This is a genomic window from Corynebacterium sp. KPL3927, from assembly GCF_040225835.1.
Classification (GTDB): domain Bacteria; phylum Actinomycetota; class Actinomycetes; order Mycobacteriales; family Mycobacteriaceae; genus Corynebacterium.
Window position 1 is genome coordinate 22,613 of record NZ_JBEHGD010000021.1, and the last position, 15,779, is coordinate 38,391.

Annotated in this window: 19 protein-coding genes; 18 read left to right on the plus strand and 1 reads right to left on the minus strand. The window is 58.7% G+C overall.

Features of this window, described 5'->3' with window-relative positions; translation table 11 throughout:
• The first annotated feature begins 15 nt into the window (after nt 1–15).
• The 17 genes from ABRP86_RS09560 to ABRP86_RS09640 all read left to right on the plus strand — a co-directional run bounded on the left by ABRP86_RS09560 (nt 16) and on the right by ABRP86_RS09640 (nt 14,578).
• On the plus strand, nt 16–585 hold the full coding sequence (locus ABRP86_RS09560; protein WP_349863940.1) for a F0F1 ATP synthase subunit B: 570 nt from the start codon (nt 16–18) through the stop codon (nt 583–585).
• 6 nt (nt 586–591) lie between these two features.
• Complete coding sequence (locus ABRP86_RS09565) at nt 592–1,407, plus strand: F0F1 ATP synthase subunit delta (RefSeq protein WP_349863943.1); 816 nt, start codon at nt 592–594, stop codon at nt 1,405–1,407.
• 60 nt (nt 1,408–1,467) lie between these two features.
• Entirely contained in the window at nt 1,468–3,108 is a 1,641-nt protein-coding gene (atpA, locus tag ABRP86_RS09570; protein WP_349863968.1) for a F0F1 ATP synthase subunit alpha, read from the plus strand.
• Nucleotides 3,109–3,158: 50 nt separating this feature from the next.
• Nucleotides 3,159–4,148 carry a F0F1 ATP synthase subunit gamma gene (locus tag ABRP86_RS09575; RefSeq protein ID WP_349853117.1) on the plus strand — a complete coding sequence of 330 codons (990 nt, stop codon included), beginning with the start codon at nt 3,159–3,161 and terminating at the stop codon, nt 4,146–4,148.
• 3 nt (nt 4,149–4,151) lie between these two features.
• The gene (gene atpD / locus ABRP86_RS09580) at nt 4,152–5,597 is read left to right on the plus strand and encodes a F0F1 ATP synthase subunit beta (protein WP_005280201.1); all 1,446 of its coding nucleotides are present in this window, start codon (nt 4,152–4,154) and stop codon (nt 5,595–5,597) included.
• A 10-nt stretch (nt 5,598–5,607) separates the two neighbouring features.
• The gene (locus ABRP86_RS09585; protein WP_023026361.1) at nt 5,608–5,982 is read left to right on the plus strand and encodes a F0F1 ATP synthase subunit epsilon; all 375 of its coding nucleotides are present in this window, start codon (nt 5,608–5,610) and stop codon (nt 5,980–5,982) included.
• Nucleotides 5,983–6,164: 182 nt separating this feature from the next.
• Complete coding sequence (locus tag ABRP86_RS09590) at nt 6,165–6,644, plus strand: DUF2550 domain-containing protein (protein ID WP_005280203.1); 480 nt, start codon at nt 6,165–6,167, stop codon at nt 6,642–6,644.
• Nucleotides 6,645–6,665: 21 nt separating this feature from the next.
• Nucleotides 6,666–7,358, plus strand: a complete 693-nt coding sequence (gene nucS / locus ABRP86_RS09595) for an endonuclease NucS (RefSeq protein ID WP_349863945.1) — start codon at nt 6,666–6,668, stop codon at nt 7,356–7,358.
• Entirely contained in the window at nt 7,358–7,642 is a 285-nt protein-coding gene (locus ABRP86_RS09600) for an Rv1322 family protein (RefSeq protein WP_349863947.1), read from the plus strand. The genes nucS and ABRP86_RS09600 overlap by 1 nt, the downstream gene beginning before the upstream one ends.
• Nucleotides 7,643–7,652: 10 nt before the next feature.
• The gene (locus ABRP86_RS09605; protein ID WP_034653892.1) at nt 7,653–7,961 is read left to right on the plus strand and encodes a thiamine-binding protein; all 309 of its coding nucleotides are present in this window, start codon (nt 7,653–7,655) and stop codon (nt 7,959–7,961) included.
• A complete protein-coding gene (locus tag ABRP86_RS09610; protein WP_349863949.1) occupies nt 7,961–8,878 on the plus strand; it encodes a tetratricopeptide repeat protein in 918 nt (305 codons plus the stop codon). The genes ABRP86_RS09605 and ABRP86_RS09610 overlap by 1 nt, the downstream gene beginning before the upstream one ends.
• A 50-nt stretch (nt 8,879–8,928) precedes the next feature.
• Nucleotides 8,929–9,747: an ABC transporter ATP-binding protein gene (locus ABRP86_RS09615; protein WP_349853121.1), complete on the plus strand. Its 819-nt coding sequence runs from the start codon at nt 8,929–8,931 to the stop codon at nt 9,745–9,747.
• On the plus strand, nt 9,747–10,574 hold the full coding sequence (locus ABRP86_RS09620; RefSeq protein WP_349863952.1) for an NUDIX hydrolase: 828 nt from the start codon (nt 9,747–9,749) through the stop codon (nt 10,572–10,574). Before ABRP86_RS09615 ends, ABRP86_RS09620 begins: the two co-directional genes overlap by 1 nt.
• Entirely contained in the window at nt 10,571–11,704 is a 1,134-nt protein-coding gene (locus ABRP86_RS09625; protein WP_349863954.1) for a THUMP-like domain-containing protein, read from the plus strand. The genes ABRP86_RS09620 and ABRP86_RS09625 overlap by 4 nt, the downstream gene beginning before the upstream one ends.
• A gap of 26 nt (nt 11,705–11,730) precedes the next feature.
• The gene (locus tag ABRP86_RS09630; RefSeq protein WP_349863957.1) at nt 11,731–12,513 is read left to right on the plus strand and encodes an electron transfer flavoprotein subunit beta/FixA family protein; all 783 of its coding nucleotides are present in this window, start codon (nt 11,731–11,733) and stop codon (nt 12,511–12,513) included.
• Nucleotides 12,514–12,521: 8 nt separating this feature from the next.
• Nucleotides 12,522–13,463, plus strand: coding sequence for an electron transfer flavoprotein subunit alpha/FixB family protein (locus tag ABRP86_RS09635; protein ID WP_349863959.1), 942 nt, complete (start codon nt 12,522–12,524; stop codon nt 13,461–13,463).
• A complete protein-coding gene (locus ABRP86_RS09640; protein ID WP_349863961.1) occupies nt 13,463–14,578 on the plus strand; it encodes a cysteine desulfurase family protein in 1,116 nt (371 codons plus the stop codon). The genes ABRP86_RS09635 and ABRP86_RS09640 overlap by 1 nt, the downstream gene beginning before the upstream one ends.
• Here ABRP86_RS09640 and ABRP86_RS09645 read toward each other — a convergent pair.
• The gene (locus ABRP86_RS09645; RefSeq protein ID WP_349863963.1) at nt 14,575–15,327 is read right to left on the minus strand and encodes an HNH endonuclease signature motif containing protein; all 753 of its coding nucleotides are present in this window, start codon (nt 15,325–15,327) and stop codon (nt 14,575–14,577) included. The genes ABRP86_RS09640 and ABRP86_RS09645 overlap by 4 nt on opposite strands.
• Nucleotides 15,328–15,564: 237 nt before the next feature.
• Here ABRP86_RS09645 and ABRP86_RS09650 point away from each other — a divergent pair.
• Nucleotides 15,565–15,779, plus strand: a 215-nt coding sequence (locus ABRP86_RS09650; RefSeq protein WP_349863966.1) for a transposase, incomplete at its 3' end; no start/stop codon positions are given.

The following is a 15,779-nucleotide window of genomic DNA, read 5'->3' on the forward strand; positions in this document are numbered from 1 at the left end:
TAAGACGGGAGACCTATGAATAACGTCGTTTATATGCTTGCAGCAGAGGGCGAGGAGAACCCAGGTTCGGGTAGCTTCTCCGTTCTTCTGCCCAAGAACTATGACATTTTCTGGTCTTTGCTGTGCTTCATCGTAATTCTCTGGCTGTTCTGGAAGTTCGTACTTCCTCGTTACACCAAGTTGCTCGAAGAGCGTGAAGACCGGATTGAGGGCGGCATGAAGCGCGCTGAGGCCCAGCAGGCCGAGGCCAAGGCTGCTCTAGAAAAGTACAATGCTCAGCTGGCTGATGCCCGCGCAGAGGCAGCCGAGATCCGCGAGCAGGCGCGCGAGCGCGGCAAGCAGATCGAGGCTGACGCGAAGAGCCAAGCGGAAGAGGAATCCCGCCGCATCGTCTCCAATGGCGAAAAGCAGTTGGAAGCTTCTCGTGCGCAGGTTGTTACTGAGCTGCGTTCCGAAATGGGACAGAACTCCATCAACTTGGCAGAAAAGATTCTGGGCGGCGAGCTTTCTGACGCCTCCAAGAAGTCCTCTACCATCGATGGCTTTTTGTCCGAGCTCGACTCTGTGGCACCGGCCGGAAAGTAGGCAACTATGAAGGCAGCTAGCCGCGAAGCACTCGCGAACTCACAATCCCGTGTGGATGAAATCCTCGCTGGCGATAAGAATGTCGCTAGTGCAGTCCAAGCGGGCCTGGATATCTTCGAGGTCGCCGACGTTTTGGATGGGGACCGCGAATTGCGCGTGTCCTTTATCGACGTTGTAGCCCCGGCTGAAGCACGCAAGTCCTTGGCCGAGAATCTCTTTGGCTCCAAGGTTTCTGCCGGTGCGCTAAGCATCTTGCAGGAAGCTGCGGCGAACCAATGGTCTTCGCCGAAGGACTTTGTCAACGGGTTTGTTTCCTTGGGTCGCCGCGCATTGCTGCGTGCCGCCGAGGCACAGGGCCAGTTGGGCCAGGTCGAAGACGAGCTTTTCCGCTTGGCGCAGATTCTGGACCGCGAGGGCGAGCTTACCCAGCTGCTTTCCGATCGAACTGCTGAATCCGCACGCAAGCGCGGATTGCTGGCAAACGTGCTCTACGGCAAGGTGACGATGTTTACTGAAGCGCTCGCGCTGCAGGCCATCAGCCGCCCAGAGCAGAACCCCATCGATGACATAGCCGGATTGGCCGATACTGCAGCAGCCCTGCAGGATCGCACCATAGCGCGCGTAGTCGCTGCGGGTGAATTGAATGAAGGCCAGCAGGCAGTACTCGCTGAGAAGCTGGGCAAAATTTATGGTCGTGCGATGTCCATTCACTCTGAGGTTGACACCAGCCTCCTCGGTGGCATGCGCATCCGCGTCGGCGATGAAATCATTGACGGCTCGACGGCAGGCAAGATTGCCCGCTTCCGTGCCCAGATGGTGTAGCCGAAACGACAGAAACGATTTAAGTAAGTGCTGGAAGATACTACCGAGAGCAGGAAGAACATGGCGGAGCTGACGATCTCCTCCGACGAGATCCGTAGTGCGATTGCGAACTACACCTCGAGCTACTCCGCGGAGGCCTCCCGTGAGGAGGTCGGCGTGGTCATTTCGGCAGCTGACGGTATTGCGCAGGTTTCTGGCCTGCCATCCGTTATGGCGAATGAGCTGCTCGAGTTCCCCGGCGGCGTAATTGGCGTCGCACAGAACCTTGACACCAACTCCATCGGTGTCGTGGTTCTGGGTAACTACGAGTCCCTCAAGGAGGGCAACGAGGTTAAGAGGACCGGAGAGGTCCTTTCCATCCCCGTGGGCGAGGACTTCCTCGGCCGCGTTATTAACCCACTGGGCCAGCCCATTGACGGCTTGGGCCCAATCGAAAGCGAAGAGGAGCGCGTCCTCGAGTTGCAGGCACCCTCGGTGCTGCAGCGCCAGCCGGTTGAAGAGCCAATGCAGACCGGCATCAAAGCTATCGATGCGATGACCCCGATCGGCCGTGGTCAGCGTCAGCTGATCATTGGTGACCGTAAGACCGGTAAGACTGCGGTGACCATCGATACCATTTTGAACCAGAAGGCTAACTGGGAGTCCGGCGACAAGGACAAGCAGGTCCGTTGTATTTACGTCGCTATCGGCCAGAAGGGCTCGACCATCGCCAGCGTGCGCCGCACCCTTGAGGAGCACGGCGCGCTGGATTACACCACCATCGTGGCGGCCCCGGCTTCTGATTCCGCCGGCTACAAGTGGCTGGCACCATTCTCCGGTGCCGCACTGGGTCAGCAGTGGATGTACCAGGGCAACCACGTCTTGGTCATCTACGATGATTTGACTAAGCAGGCTGAGGCTTACCGCGCAATTTCGCTGTTGCTGCGCCGCCCGCCGGGACGCGAGGCCTACCCAGGTGACGTCTTCTACCTGCACTCCCGCTTGCTGGAGCGCGCTGCCAAGCTTTCCGATGACATGGGTGCCGGTTCTATGACCGCACTGCCCATCATCGAAACGAAGGCTAACGACGTCAGTGCCTTCATTCCGACTAACGTCATTTCCATTACTGACGGTCAGGTCTTCTTGGAGTCCGACCTCTTCAACCAGGGTGTGCGCCCGGCTATTAACGTCGGTGTGTCCGTCTCCCGTGTTGGTGGTGCGGCACAGACCAAGGGCATGAAGAAGGTTGCCGGTAACCTCCGTCTTGACCTGGCTGCATACCGTGACCTGCAGGCATTCGCTGCCTTCGCATCCGACCTTGACTCTGCGTCCAAGGCGCAGCTGGAGCGCGGTTCCCGCCTGGTCGAGCTGCTGAAGCAGTCCGAATCCTCGCCGCAGCCGGTGGAATACCAGATGGTATCTATCTACCTCGCCGAGGCAGGCATCTTCGACGTCGTTCCCGTCGAAGACGTTCGCCGCTTCGAGGTCGAGGTGCACGAGTACCTCAACGCCAATACTCCAGAGGTCTTTGAGCAGATCGCCGGCGGCAAGGCGCTTAGCGATGAGTCCAAGGAAGCACTCGAGGCCGCAGCCAAGGAGTTCGCTCCTACCTTCCGCACCTCCGAGGGCCACAATTTGGGCACCGAAGAGCCTGTAGATCCTTTGGACGAAAACGACGTGAAAAGCACCGAGCTCAACGTCTCCCGGAAGACGGCTAAGTAGAGTTCAGCTCTCGTAATTAACCGTCTATATGAAAGAAGGGAGGAGAAACGATGGCTAATCTTCGCGAATTACGCGACCGCATCCGGTCCGTGAACTCGACTAAGAAGATCACTAAAGCCCAGGAGCTCATTGCTACCTCGCGCATTACCAAAGCGCAGACTCGGGTGGAAGCCTCTCAGCCGTATGCGATTGAGCTGACCAATGTCATGAACAGGTTGGCTGCAGCGTCGACGCTAGAGCACCCTATGCTGCGCGAGCGTGAAGACGGCAACGTCGCCGCGATTCTCGTAATCACCTCTGACCGAGGCATGTGCGGTGGCTACAACAACAACGTCTTCAAGAAGGCAGCCCAGCTCAAGGCCCTCCTCGAAAGTAAGGGCTACGAGGTAGTTCGCTACGTCACCGGCAGCAAGGGCATCGGCCACTACAACTTCCGCGAGGAAGAGGTAGCGGGCAGCTGGGATGGTTTCTCTCAGGATCCAACCTGGGAGGGCACCCACGATGTGCGTCGCCACATGATCGATGGCTTCGTTGCCGGTTCTAAGGGCACTACCAAGGGCCGCGAGGGCTTGCATGCGGAAGGTGAAGGCGCAGGTGTTACCGGCTTTGACCAGGTGCATGTGGTCTACACCGAGTTTGAGTCCATGCTGACCCAAACTGCGCGTGCGCAGCAGCTTTTGCCTGTTGAGCCGGTAGTGCAGGGCGAGGAGTACGAGATGGGTGACTCCGCACTGGAGGATCCGGAGCCGACGGAAAACATTTCCGCGGACTTCGAGTTCGAGCCGGACGCGGATACCCTGATGGAAGCGCTGCTTCCGCAGTACGTCTCGCGTATCCTGTTTGCTATGTTCTTGGAGGCTTCGGCTTCCGAGTCCGCTGCACGCCGTACAGCTATGAAATCTGCTACTGACAACGCAACCGAGATGGTCAATGACCTATCTCGCGTGGCCAACCAGGCCCGTCAGGCGCAGATTACCCAGGAAATTTCAGAGATCGTCGGTGGCGCTGGCGCGCTATCTGACAGCGCAGAAAGTGACTAGATTATGACTACAGCTCTGCAAGAGCAGAATGCACAGTCTTCGGCAGTCGCCGGTCGTGTCGTGCGCGTCATCGGTCCGGTGGTGGACGTGGAATTCCCACGCGAGGCACTTCCGGCCCTGTACAACGCACTCCACGTCGAGATTAAGCTCGAAGCTGTGGCAAAGACCGTCACCCTCGAGGTCGCTCAGCACCTCGGTGACAACCTCGTTCGTACCGTGTCCATGGCACCTACCGATGGCCTCGTCCGTGGCGCCGAGGTAGTCGACTCCGGAGAGCCTATCTCCGTTCCCGTCGGCGACGTTGTCAAGGGCCACGTCTTTAACGCCCTCGGTGACTGCCTCGATGAGCCGGGCCTCGGCCGCGATGGCGAGCAGTGGGGCATCCACCGCGAGCCACCAGCGTTCGACCAGCTCGAAGGCAAGACCGAAATCCTCGAGACCGGCATTAAGGTCATTGACCTGCTGACCCCATACGTTAAGGGCGGCAAGATCGGCCTCTTCGGTGGTGCAGGTGTGGGTAAGACCGTCCTGATTCAGGAAATGATTACCCGTATTGCCCGCGAGTTCTCCGGTACGTCGGTCTTCGCCGGCGTCGGCGAGCGCACCCGTGAGGGCACCGACCTCTTCCTGGAAATGGAAGAGATGGGCGTTCTGCAAGATACCGCACTTGTCTTCGGCCAGATGGACGAGCCACCAGGAGTTCGTATGCGCGTGGCTCTGTCCGGCCTGACCATGGCGGAGTACTTCCGCGATGTGCAGAACCAGGACGTGCTGCTGTTCATTGACAACATCTTCCGTTTCACCCAGGCCGGCTCCGAGGTATCCACCCTGCTGGGTCGTATGCCTTCCGCCGTGGGCTACCAGCCAACCTTGGCTGATGAGATGGGTGTGTTGCAGGAGCGCATTACCTCCACCAAGGGTCGTTCCATTACCTCTCTGCAGGCCGTTTACGTGCCTGCCGATGACTACACTGACCCGGCCCCAGCCACGACCTTCGCTCACTTGGATGCGACGACCGAGCTGGACCGTGCCATTGCCTCCAAGGGTATTTACCCGGCAGTGAACCCGTTGACCTCTACCTCTCGTATCCTCGAGCCAGGCATTGTGGGCGAGAAGCACTACGAGGTAGCACAGCGCGTCATCGGTATTCTGCAGAAGAACAAGGAACTGCAGGACATCATCGCCATCCTTGGTATGGACGAGCTGTCTGAAGAAGACAAGGTGACCGTGCAGCGTGCCCGCCGTATCGAGCGCTTCTTGGGCCAGAACTTCTTCGTTGCGCAGAAGTTCACCGGCTTGGAGGGCTCCTACGTGCCGCTGCAGGACACCATCGATGCCTTCGAGCGCATCTGCAACGGTGAGTTTGACCACTACCCAGAGCAGGCCTTCAACGGCTTGGGTGGCTTGGACGACGTCGAAGCTGCATACAAGAAGTTGAACGAGAAGTAGGGAGAGGCACATGGCTGACATCACCGCCGAATTGGTTTCCGTCGAGCGCTCATTGTGGTCTGGTCAGGCCTCCATAGTGACGGCTGAGACCACCGAGGGTGAGATCGGCGTGCTTCCCGGTCACGAGCCTGTGATCGGTCAGTTGATCGACAATGGCGTAGTGACCATCCACCCAGTTGATGGCGCGCGGCGCGTTGCCGCCGTCCAGGGTGGCTTCCTCTCCGTTACCCAGGACAAGATTACCGTCCTCGCTGATTGGGCCATCTGGTCCGATGAGGTGGATGAGGCCAAGGCGGAAGAGGACTCCTCTTCGGCTCATGAGCTCACCAAGTCCCGCGGTGAGGCTGCATTGCGTGCACTTCGCCGCGCAGCAAAGGCTGAATAAACCTTGGATTGGTAGGAGAGGGCAGCAATAGCCGCCCTTCCTGCTCTCAGAAGAGCGCACCGGAATTTATCCGGTGCGCTTTTCACGTTTTCTTTGCCTTTTCTTATTGGCGCAGAAGCGGAATCAGGCGCTACAATCCAAATAAATGTTCTTTCACTAACCAAGGATGGCGTGTGGAGCCCATGAATTCAACGGTTATCTCGGTGGTCCTGTGGGCCTTAGCGTTGGTGGTACTGCTGGTAGTCCTGCTGGCGGCCCTGCGATTTTTTACTCTGCGCTCGCGGGGAACCGCGGTATTACTGCGCTCAATGCCGGCGAAGGATAGCTTTTCTTGGCGCCACGGCGTGCTGCGCTATACCGGAGAAGTTGTAGAATACTTCAAGCTGCGCTCCGTATTCCCACGCTATAACTTGTGGTTTAATCGCCTCGACATCACCATTTTGAACTCTCGTTCTTTGGATGATGACGAGGCTTCTTTCATGTCTGATGCCACCGAGGTGGTGCACTTTAGCACCGGGGATGCGGAATACGAGCTGGCTTCCGATGCCCGCGGGATCATGGCCTTCGAAGCTTGGGTAGAGGCGGCGCCGTCCAAGCGGCAACAACGCTTCGACTACAAGCAGTTGCGAGAGCGAGCCACCCGGCAGTCCAAGCGCCAATAGCAACAGGCTAGGGTAGTAGCCATGCGCTTAGTAATCGCCCGTTGTTCAGTTGATTACGTGGGACGGCTCGACGCCCACCTGCCCTTGGCAGACCGCCTGCTCATCGTGAAAGCAGACGGCTCGGTATCGGTGCATGCCGATGACCGCGCGTATAAGCCCCTCAATTGGATGACGCCGCCGTGTACGGTGAGCGAATCCGTCATCGAGGACCTGGATGGCAATGACACCGGCGAGGTCTTGTGGCTAGTTGAAAATCCAAAAGGTGAGCAATTGCGCATCACAATCGCGGAAATCCACGAGGATATCTCCTACGACATGGGCGAAGACCCAGGCCTGGTAAAGGACGGCGTGGAGGCGCACCTACAGGAGCTTTTGGCCGAAAAGATCGACACCCTGGGCTCCAATTTCACCCTCGTGCGCCGCGAGTACCCCACGGCCATTGGCCCAGTAGACATCATGGCTAAAGATGCGGATAACCGGAATGTTGCCGTGGAGGTCAAGCGCCGCGGTGGCATCGACGGAGTCGAGCAATTAACCCGCTACCTCGAGCTATTGAACCGCGATGAATTAATCGCGCCTGTATCCGGCATCTTTGCGGCGCAAGAGATCAAACCACAGGCCCGAACGCTTGCCGAAGACCGCGGCATCCGCTGCGTGGTCCTGGACTACCAGGAGCTGCGCGGGCTCGAGTCGAAAGAATTGCGGTTGTTTTAATGCCTCGGCGAAATAGGCGGAAACCACAAGAATTCCGGCCACTGCCCAAGGACGGCTCCACCTTCTTTGGTTCGCAGACGGTCGAGGGCCCCAGCTGGACGCACGGGGAGCCGTATATCATGCGGCACATCGGTTCAGCCCGGGCGCAAAAATTCTATATTTGCCCGGGTTGTAACCAAAATATTCTGCCTGGGGTTGCCCACATTGTCGCCTGGCCGCGCGATACCGGAAGGCAGGGCGATGACCGCCGCCATTGGCACCGGCACTGTTGGGAGCGAAGGTAGACTTGCGGGCATGATTGTTGCATTTTCAGTAGCACCCGCAGTGGTGGATAATGACTCCGGCGAGATGGCTGATGCCGTGGCGGAGGCGGTCCGCGTGGTGCGGGAGTCCGGCCTGCCCAATGAAACCAACGCCATGTTTACCCTTGTAGAAGGCGAGTGGGACGAGGTTTTCGGCACGATTAAGAAAGCCACCGAAGCGGTGCGTGCGGTATCGCCGCGCACCTCGTTAGTGATCAAGGCCGATATCCGCGAAGGCGTGACGAATCAATTGACAGATAAAGTAGACGCCGTGAATCGTCGTTTAGCTAAGGAGGATTGATGACTTCTGCGAATAATGCTTATGTAGGCGGCGCCCTCGATCTTAGCCAGGTCAAGGCGCGTGCGGAAGCCCGCCAGCAGGCGCAAGAGCAGCCGCAGGCTAGTGGAGTCCAGCCATTTTTTACCGTCACCGAGGCGAATTTCGAGACCGAGGTGGTGCGCCGCTCCACTGAGGTGCCGGTCGTCGTCCTTATCGGCACCCCGCGCTCTACCCAATCCGATCAGCTGAAGCAGGACCTGCAGGAATTAGCCGCGGCGGGAAACCTAAGCTTCCTCGTAGGCTACGTGGATGCGGACGCCACTCCACAGGTCGCGCAGGCCTTCGGCGTGAAAAACCTGCCTACCGTGGTGGCCATTGGCGCCGGCCAACCGCTGACCAATTTCGAGGGAGCCCAGCCGAAGGAGGCCCTTAAGCAGTGGCTGGATAGCTTGGTAGAAAACGTTGGACCGCAGCTTAAGGGGCTCGAGTCTGCACCGGCCGCAGCGGAGGAGGAAGAAGAGGACGACCCTCGCCTGCAGGAGGCAGAATCCTTCCTGAACTCGGGCGATTTCGATGGCGCTATTAAGGTCTACGAATCCATCTTGGAAGCGGAACCGGATAATACCCAGATTAAGCAGGCGCGGGACACAACGAAGCTTCTCAAGCGGCTGGACCCAGCCAATCAATCCGAGGACCCGATTGCTGCCGCGGATGGGGATAAGGGGGACATCGGCAAGCAGCTGCGTGCCGCCGATGTCGAAGTCGTGGCAGGTGCCCCTGAAAAAGCCTTTGACCGCCTCATCGAGGCCATGAAGGTTACCGCCGGCGATGAGAAGGCCCAGCTCAGGGAACGCCTGCTCGAGCTTTTCGGCCTCTTTGCCGGCAATGATCCGCGCGTTCTTGAAGCGCGTACGAAGCTGGCAAGCGCGCTGTATTAAAGCCGGCGGAGCTGTGTCAATTACTGCGGGCGGTGAATAGATCAGTCACAATGGAAGGCGTGAACGACGTAACCCCAACTGATCAAGACTGGCTCATCGACTTCCGTGGCGTGGAGCTTCGCCGCGGTGGCAAGAACTTGGTAGGGCCCGTGGACTGGCAGGTCGAGCTCGATGAACGCTGGGTCATCATCGGGCCGAATGGTGCCGGAAAGACTTCCCTGGTGCGCATGGCGGCCGCGGAGGAATTTCCCTCCAAGGGCACGGCCTTTTTGATGGGCGAGCAAATTGGCAAGACTGATATGCGTGACCTGCGCGCGCTGATTGGTCTTTCCTCTGCTGCCGTGCAATCGCGCATTCCCGCGGATGAGCGGGTCTATGACCTCGTCATTTCCGCAGGTTACGCGGTTTTGGGTCGGTGGCGCGAAGAGTATCAAGACATGGACTTTTCCCGCGCCGATGACATCCTGGCCCAGGTTGGCGCTCGCCACCTAAAGGACCGGACGTGGACGACGCTTTCGGAAGGCGAGAAGAAGCGCGTCATCCTCGCCCGCGCTTTGATGTCCAATCCGGAGCTGCTCATCCTCGATGAGCCTTCTGCCGGTATGGACCTTGGCGGGCGCGAAGATCTCGTGGGATACTTGGGCGATCTCGCGATGGATCCGGACGCCCCAGCCATTGTCATGATTACCCACCACGTGGAAGAAATCCCGTACGGCTTTACCCACGCGATGCTTCTGGATGAAGGAAAAGTGGTAGCAAAGGGGCTCATTAACTCCGTGCTGACCTCGGAGAACCTATCCCAGGCCTTTCACCAACCCATTCAAGTAGATCGCATTGGGCAGCGTTACTTTGCCCGCCGGATATCTTAATGACCAACCAGATTCATGACCGGCTCGATGCGATCGACGCCAGCGATACCACCGGGTTTAACGGTGGGCGCATGGCGGCGACCGTGCTCTTGCTTCGCGATGGCCCCGACGGGCTCGAGGTCTGGGTCCAAGAACGCGTGAGCACCATGCGTAACTACCCGGGCCATGCCGTATTCCCGGGCGGTGGGGTAGACCCGCGCGATTTCCCACCGCGTTCGTGGGACTCCGGCGAATTGTGGGCCGGAAAGTCCGTCGTGTCTATGGCTCGGCGGATGGGCGTGACCAAGTACAAAGCCCACGCCCTTGTCTTCGCTGCGGCCCGCGAGCTTTTCGAGGAATCCGGTACTTTGTTTGCGATCCGGGATGACGGCACGATTTCTAATGCGCGCCGATACCACCGCGAGCGTCGGCTCTTAGAAGACCACACCATCTCCTTTACCGAGTTCCTTAGCAATAACGGTATGCGCGTCGATGCCGATATGCTCCTCCCATGGGCCCGGTGGGTCGGACAAAGTAAAAACCATTGGTTCGATACTTTTTTCTTCGTCGGTCTGCTACCGAGCGGGCAGGAGCCGGACGGGGACACCCACGAGGCCGATGACGCTGGATGGTTTTCGCCGCAGCTTATCTTGGAGGGCTGGCGTGCTGGACTCGTCCGCCTCGTAGTTCCCACGTGGGCGCAGATGCAACGGTTATGCAAGTACTCCACCGTCCAAGAGGTGCTTGATGATGCTTCCTCGTCCGACCTTCGCCCCGTCATCGGCGACCTCCGCGACGATCCGCAATATGCGGAATATTTCGCCACCACCCCTACAGAGCGCATATGAGTTTTAACTTCGATGAAGTCCGTTTCTTAAGCGAGCATAACGCCGAACTGGCTAGCTGGGACTTGGAGCTGAGCAAGGCTTCGCAGCTGAAGGATTTGGAAAAGCTGAAAGCAGCCTACGGCGATTATGCGCGCTGTGCCATGGAGCTACTTACTGCTCGGCGGGGCGGAAAGTTGCCTGAGACCTGGTTAATGGATGCCGATTCCGCGCAGCAAGCCACCCCGCTACCCGTCGCACGATATCGTTCCGAGTTCTTGCAGCAGCGGGGAATGCGCACCGTCCACGATGTCACGTGTTCCATCGGCACCGAAGGCTATGCATCGTGCCTTGACTACTTCGGCTCCGATATCGATGCCTCCCGCCTTGCCATGGCCCGGCATAATTTAGATTCTGACTCTTTTTTTCAAGCAGATGCACTCACCACCACCTCTACGGCGGATGTCATTATCGCCGATCCCGCCCGCAGGAAGGCAGGGCGGCGGATTTCTCGCCCGGAGGATTTGCTGCCACCGCTGCCGGACCTGATTGCCGCGCACAGGGACGCACACGTGGCCATCAAGTGTGCACCCGGCCTTGATTTTAGTGACTGGGACGGAATAGTCACCGTCAGCAGCGTCGATGGGGCAGTTAAGGAAGCGTGCCTTTACACACCAGGCCTCGGAACGGGCAGGCACGCGGTGATGATTCAGGGCGAGTCAGTTGACGTTCTCACGGATGAAGAGCAGAACCTGCCTGAGGCTGGCGAAATCGGCACCTACCTCATTGATCCAGATGGGGCAGTGGTGCGCGCGGGACTTGTGCAGCACTATGCGGCGCGCGAGGGATTGCGGCAGATCGATCCGCGTATTGCGTACCTGACGGGTGAACGTATCCCGCGGGGAATGTCGGGATTTCCATTCATAGAAAGGGTCCCCCTAAAGCGCCTAAAATCGGTATTAAAATCTTATGATGCAGGTAGCCTAGAAATCCTTGTGCGCGGCGTCGATATTGACCCTGACCAGCTAAGAAAACAGATGAAGTTGAAGGGATCGCGGCCTTTCGCGGTCATCATTACGCGAATTGGCTCACAGGGTATCGCTTTGCTCTGCCAACCCCGAGTATTATCGTCCGAAGATAATTACGCAACATAAATCTATCGGAAAGGTGAGTGCCCCTAATGCCAACGATTGTGGCTCTGGTCAAGCATGTGCCGGATACGTGGTCCACCAAATCTTTGGAGGATGACCACACCCTGGATCGCACCTCCGTGGACAACATCATTGATGAGATTAATGAATACTCCGTGGAACAGGCGTTACGCCTGCGCGATGATAATCCGGATGAAAACTACCGTGTTGTCGCTTTAACGATGGGCCCCGCACAAGCAGACGAGGCCCTTCGCAAGGCGCTTGCGATGGGCGCAGATGACGCGGTCCTTGTATCCGATGACGCCCTAGCCGGCGCGGATGCATTGTCTACCGCATGGACGCTGAATGCGGCGATTAACACGCTAGAGGATGTCCAATTGATCACCTTGGGCAATGAGGCTTCCGATGCCTCGACCGGAACGCTTGCCGGATTGCTCGCTGAGTACCGCCAACTGCCCGCATTGACCGAGCTGCACCAGGTGGAGCTTTCGGGCAGCACGGTAAAAGGCAGCCGCGAAGACGCCCGCGGAACCTGGGAGCTCGAGGCCGCCCTTCCTGCGATTGTTTCCGTCACCGATAAGGCTGATAAACCGCGCTTCCCCAACTTCAAAGGGCTTATGGCCGCTAAGAAGGCGGAGATCACCACGCTGAGCGTGGCCGACCTGGGCATTGATGCCATTGCGCCGACCACAACGGTCACTGAATCTTCCAAGCGCCCACCGCGCACGGCCGGCGAGGTTATCTCTGAACCGCAGCCGCAGGATGCTGCGAAGAAGATTGCTGACTTCCTAGCCGCAAAGAACTTGATTTAGGAGTAGAAATGTCTCACGTTTACGTACTTGTTGAACACGATGCAGACAGCATTCTCCCCGTTACCGGTGAGCTCATTACCGCCGCACGCGAATTGGGGACGGTGTCTGCGGTGGTCGTCGGCAAGCAGGCAGATGCCTTCGATGCCGAGCTAGCCGCCCTCGGCGCCGCCCAGGTGGTGCAGGCAACGGCGGAGGATTATGACCAGCGCCTGGTGACCCCTGAGGTTGATGCTTTGCATGCCCTGGGCGCAGCCAATCCGGCACCCATCGTTCTGGCCGCCAGCCCGACGAATAACGAGATTGCGGGCCGCCTGTCCGCTCGCTTGGCTTCCGGCGCGCTCGCGAATGTGGATTCCATCAAGGCGGATGGCTCTGCAACCATGACCATTTTCGGTGGCACTTACGAGACCACCTCGCAGGCTTCTGGCAGCTGCCCGATCTATACCCTGCAGCCGGGTTCCGTTGCGGCGGAGCCCCAGCAGGTGGAAACCCAGGCGGCCCCAATGCCACTGCCTGCGGAAACCGAGAAGGACGTCAAGGTTAATTCCTTTACTCCGGTCGAAAAGTCCGCCCGCCCCGAGCTCACCGCAGCCAAGGTCGTGGTTTCCGGCGGCCGCGGCGTCGGCGATAAATTCGGCGAGATCGTAGAGCCGCTTGCCGATGCCCTCGGTGGCGCCGTCGGCGCAACCCGCGACGTCGTCGATGAAGGCTTCTACGATGCCACCCACCAGGTGGGTCAGACAGGCGTGACCGTGTCGCCAGATCTCTACATCGGCCTGGGCATCTCCGGTGCCATTCAGCACACCTCGGGCATGCAGACCTCCGGCACCATCGTGGTGATTAACCAGGACCAGGATGAACCGTTCTTCCAGATCGCCGATCTCGGCGTCGTCGGTGACCTGCACGAGATCGCCCCAGCTTTGACCGAGGAATTGAAGGCGCGCCAGTAATGCCGCACTATTTCGACTACGCAGCAACCCAGCCGATGCGCCAATCCGCCATCGACGCATGGGTTGCCGCCTCCGGATCGCTCAATTCCAGCGCCCAGTACGCCTCTGGCCGCAGGGCACGCTCCGTGCTTGACGATGCCCGTGAGAAAGTCGCCTCCCTCCTCGGCTGCGAACCCATCGAGGTCATCTTTACTTCTTCCGGCACCGAGGCGGATAATATCGCTATTCAGGGCCTTTATGCGGCGGGAAACACCAACCGCATCATCTCGACGGATATTGAGCACCCAGCCGTGCGCGATACCGTTGGCAAGCTTGCCCAAGCCGGCGCCACCGTGGACCTGCTCCCCGTAGACCGCACCGGGCACATCAGCGACGGGGGCGCCTTCGCGGAGCCTGCCGATCTTGCTACCTGCATGTGGGCCAATAACGAAACCGGTGCGATTCAGCCCATCGAGGAGCTGGCCTCCCTCGCGCAACAATCCGGTATTCCCATGCATGTGGATGCGGTGCAGGTAGCGGGCAAGCTGCCCATCAATTTTGCGGAATTGGGCATCACAACGCTCGCCGCCAGCGCCCACAAGTTTGGCGGCCCGCGCGGTATCGGCGTGCTATTGGCCAAGCGCACCCCAGCGCCGCAGCCGATATCCTATGGCGGCGGCCAAGAGCGCGGACTTCGCCCAGGCACGGTGGACGTCGCCAGCGCCTCCGCGCTTGCCGCTGCGTTGGAGGAGTCCATCGCCGAAAGCGCTGCCGAGGGCAAGCGCATCACTGGACTCCGGAACAAGCTGCGGGATGGGATCCTTTCTTCCATTGACAACGTCGTGGTGAATTCCACCGAGCCATGCTTGCCGTCGCACCTACATGTTTCTTTCCCCGGCACCGATGGCGACAGCCTCATTATGCTGCTGGATTCGCTGCAGATTGAGGCATCGACTGGCAGCGCCTGCAGCGCAGGCGTCAACCGCATGTCCCATGTGCTTTCTGCAATGGGTGTCAGCGAGGAAGAAGGAATCGGATCCCTCCGGTTTACCTTGGGGCGCCTTACCTCCGAAGACGATGTGGATTACGTGCTCGCGCACTTGCCAGATGTCGTTGCTCGGGCCCGCACGGTTTAGGTATCAGCCCTTTCTTTGGCAGCATTGCGCCGGGCGGCGATTGCCTGGGCAACGGTGAGCGCCCAGTTCTTATTCTTCGCCGCTAGCGGCCCCTGCGGTTGGTCGTATTCCCACCGCCCGTCTTGGAAGAGCCAGATAATGTCTCCGCTGTGCGGATCCATGATGTAAAAGGCGCTTTTATCCGTTTTTACATTGTGATGGTGCTGGCACAACGAGGCCAAATTTCCCGCCGTTGTTTTTCCTCCCTCTGAGAAATCGATCCGGTGGTCCTTCTGGCACTGGTATGCTGGGCAGTTGCACCCTGGCCAACGGCACACACCATCGCGACCTTCCACATAGGCACCGATGAGCGGCGGCGTGGAGTAGGCCGGGCTTACCCTTGTTGCCGCCTGGTCCATATCCCTTGTCGTAGTCGGGGTTAGCCGGTCTGCGGTATCAGGGTGTACCCATCCATAGCCCTGGATAAAACCGGGAGCCGCTTTTATATCGCTGGCGCGGTACATATATAGATGCACCTGAGATTTATCTTCGACGGTTCCGAGGATCAGCTGGGCTAGGGCATCGGCCTTGCTGATTCCGTGTTCTTCCGCCGTGCGCTGAACAAACTCGTCAATGAGGATGAGCGCGTCTTCGTCGAACTCTACGTTTAACCCTGCTCGTCCGCCCGCGGTGGGGTAGATGAAATAGGATTCATTACGCGCGTCCTCTTCCTCGGAGTCCTTGTCTCCCGTAGTGTCCGGGGATTCCATTGTGATGAGCCCATTGAGCTTTCGGCGCAGGGCAGCATTTGACGGAAAACTTTGGCCCGGTTTTGTAGGGGTGAGGTACTCTTCTAATTCGGCGTCTATGCGTTGAAGGGTGTCGCTTTCTACTTCGCCGAGCTTGCTTAAGACGGCGTCGATGGTGATAAGCCGAGATGAGGTTACCCTCGTTTAGTGGACACCCGATTAGTGCGGATCTTGTGTCCGTAAGAGAGGATGTTCATTGTGGGTCAACAACGCCAGAAATACACGCCTGAGTACCGGCGTGAAGCCGCGAACCTAGTAATCGAATCGCAGCGCCCAATTGCTCATGTAGCGAAAGAAATTGGTGTCGCACCTGGCCTTTTAGGTCGGTGGGTAAAAAATGAGCGTCAACGCCGGGGATCCTCTGATGGGCTAAGTGAGGCTGATGGGCTAAGTGAGGCTGATCTTCGTGATGG

Bases quoted from the DNA above. Each gene is read 5' to 3' on its own strand.
- ABRP86_RS09610 (WP_349863949.1), top strand. From the start codon at position 7,961: ATGACTTCTGCGAATAATGCTTATGTAGGCGGCGCCCTCGATCTTAGC.
- nucS (WP_349863945.1), top strand. From the start codon at position 6,666: ATGCGCTTAGTAATCGCCCGTTGTTCAGTTGATTACGTGGGACGGCTC.
- ABRP86_RS09605 (WP_034653892.1), top strand. From the start codon at position 7,653: ATGATTGTTGCATTTTCAGTAGCACCCGCAGTGGTGGATAATGACTCC.
- atpA (WP_349863968.1), top strand. From the start codon at position 1,468: ATGGCGGAGCTGACGATCTCCTCCGACGAGATCCGTAGTGCGATTGCG.
- ABRP86_RS09565 (WP_349863943.1), top strand. From the start codon at position 592: ATGAAGGCAGCTAGCCGCGAAGCACTCGCGAACTCACAATCCCGTGTG.
- ABRP86_RS09645 (WP_349863963.1), bottom strand. From the start codon at position 15,327: ATGGAATCCCCGGACACTACGGGAGACAAGGACTCCGAGGAAGAGGAC.
- ABRP86_RS09620 (WP_349863952.1), top strand. From the start codon at position 9,747: ATGACCAACCAGATTCATGACCGGCTCGATGCGATCGACGCCAGCGAT.
- ABRP86_RS09615 (WP_349853121.1), top strand. From the start codon at position 8,929: ATGGAAGGCGTGAACGACGTAACCCCAACTGATCAAGACTGGCTCATC.
- ABRP86_RS09635 (WP_349863959.1), top strand. From the start codon at position 12,522: ATGTCTCACGTTTACGTACTTGTTGAACACGATGCAGACAGCATTCTC.
- ABRP86_RS09585 (WP_023026361.1), top strand. From the start codon at position 5,608: ATGGCTGACATCACCGCCGAATTGGTTTCCGTCGAGCGCTCATTGTGG.
- ABRP86_RS09630 (WP_349863957.1), top strand. From the start codon at position 11,731: ATGCCAACGATTGTGGCTCTGGTCAAGCATGTGCCGGATACGTGGTCC.
- ABRP86_RS09600 (WP_349863947.1), top strand. From the start codon at position 7,358: ATGCCTCGGCGAAATAGGCGGAAACCACAAGAATTCCGGCCACTGCCC.
- ABRP86_RS09575 (WP_349853117.1), top strand. From the start codon at position 3,159: ATGGCTAATCTTCGCGAATTACGCGACCGCATCCGGTCCGTGAACTCG.
- atpD (WP_005280201.1), top strand. From the start codon at position 4,152: ATGACTACAGCTCTGCAAGAGCAGAATGCACAGTCTTCGGCAGTCGCC.
- ABRP86_RS09640 (WP_349863961.1), top strand. From the start codon at position 13,463: ATGCCGCACTATTTCGACTACGCAGCAACCCAGCCGATGCGCCAATCC.
- ABRP86_RS09590 (WP_005280203.1), top strand. From the start codon at position 6,165: ATGAATTCAACGGTTATCTCGGTGGTCCTGTGGGCCTTAGCGTTGGTG.
- ABRP86_RS09625 (WP_349863954.1), top strand. From the start codon at position 10,571: ATGAGTTTTAACTTCGATGAAGTCCGTTTCTTAAGCGAGCATAACGCC.
- ABRP86_RS09560 (WP_349863940.1), top strand. From the start codon at position 16: ATGAATAACGTCGTTTATATGCTTGCAGCAGAGGGCGAGGAGAACCCA.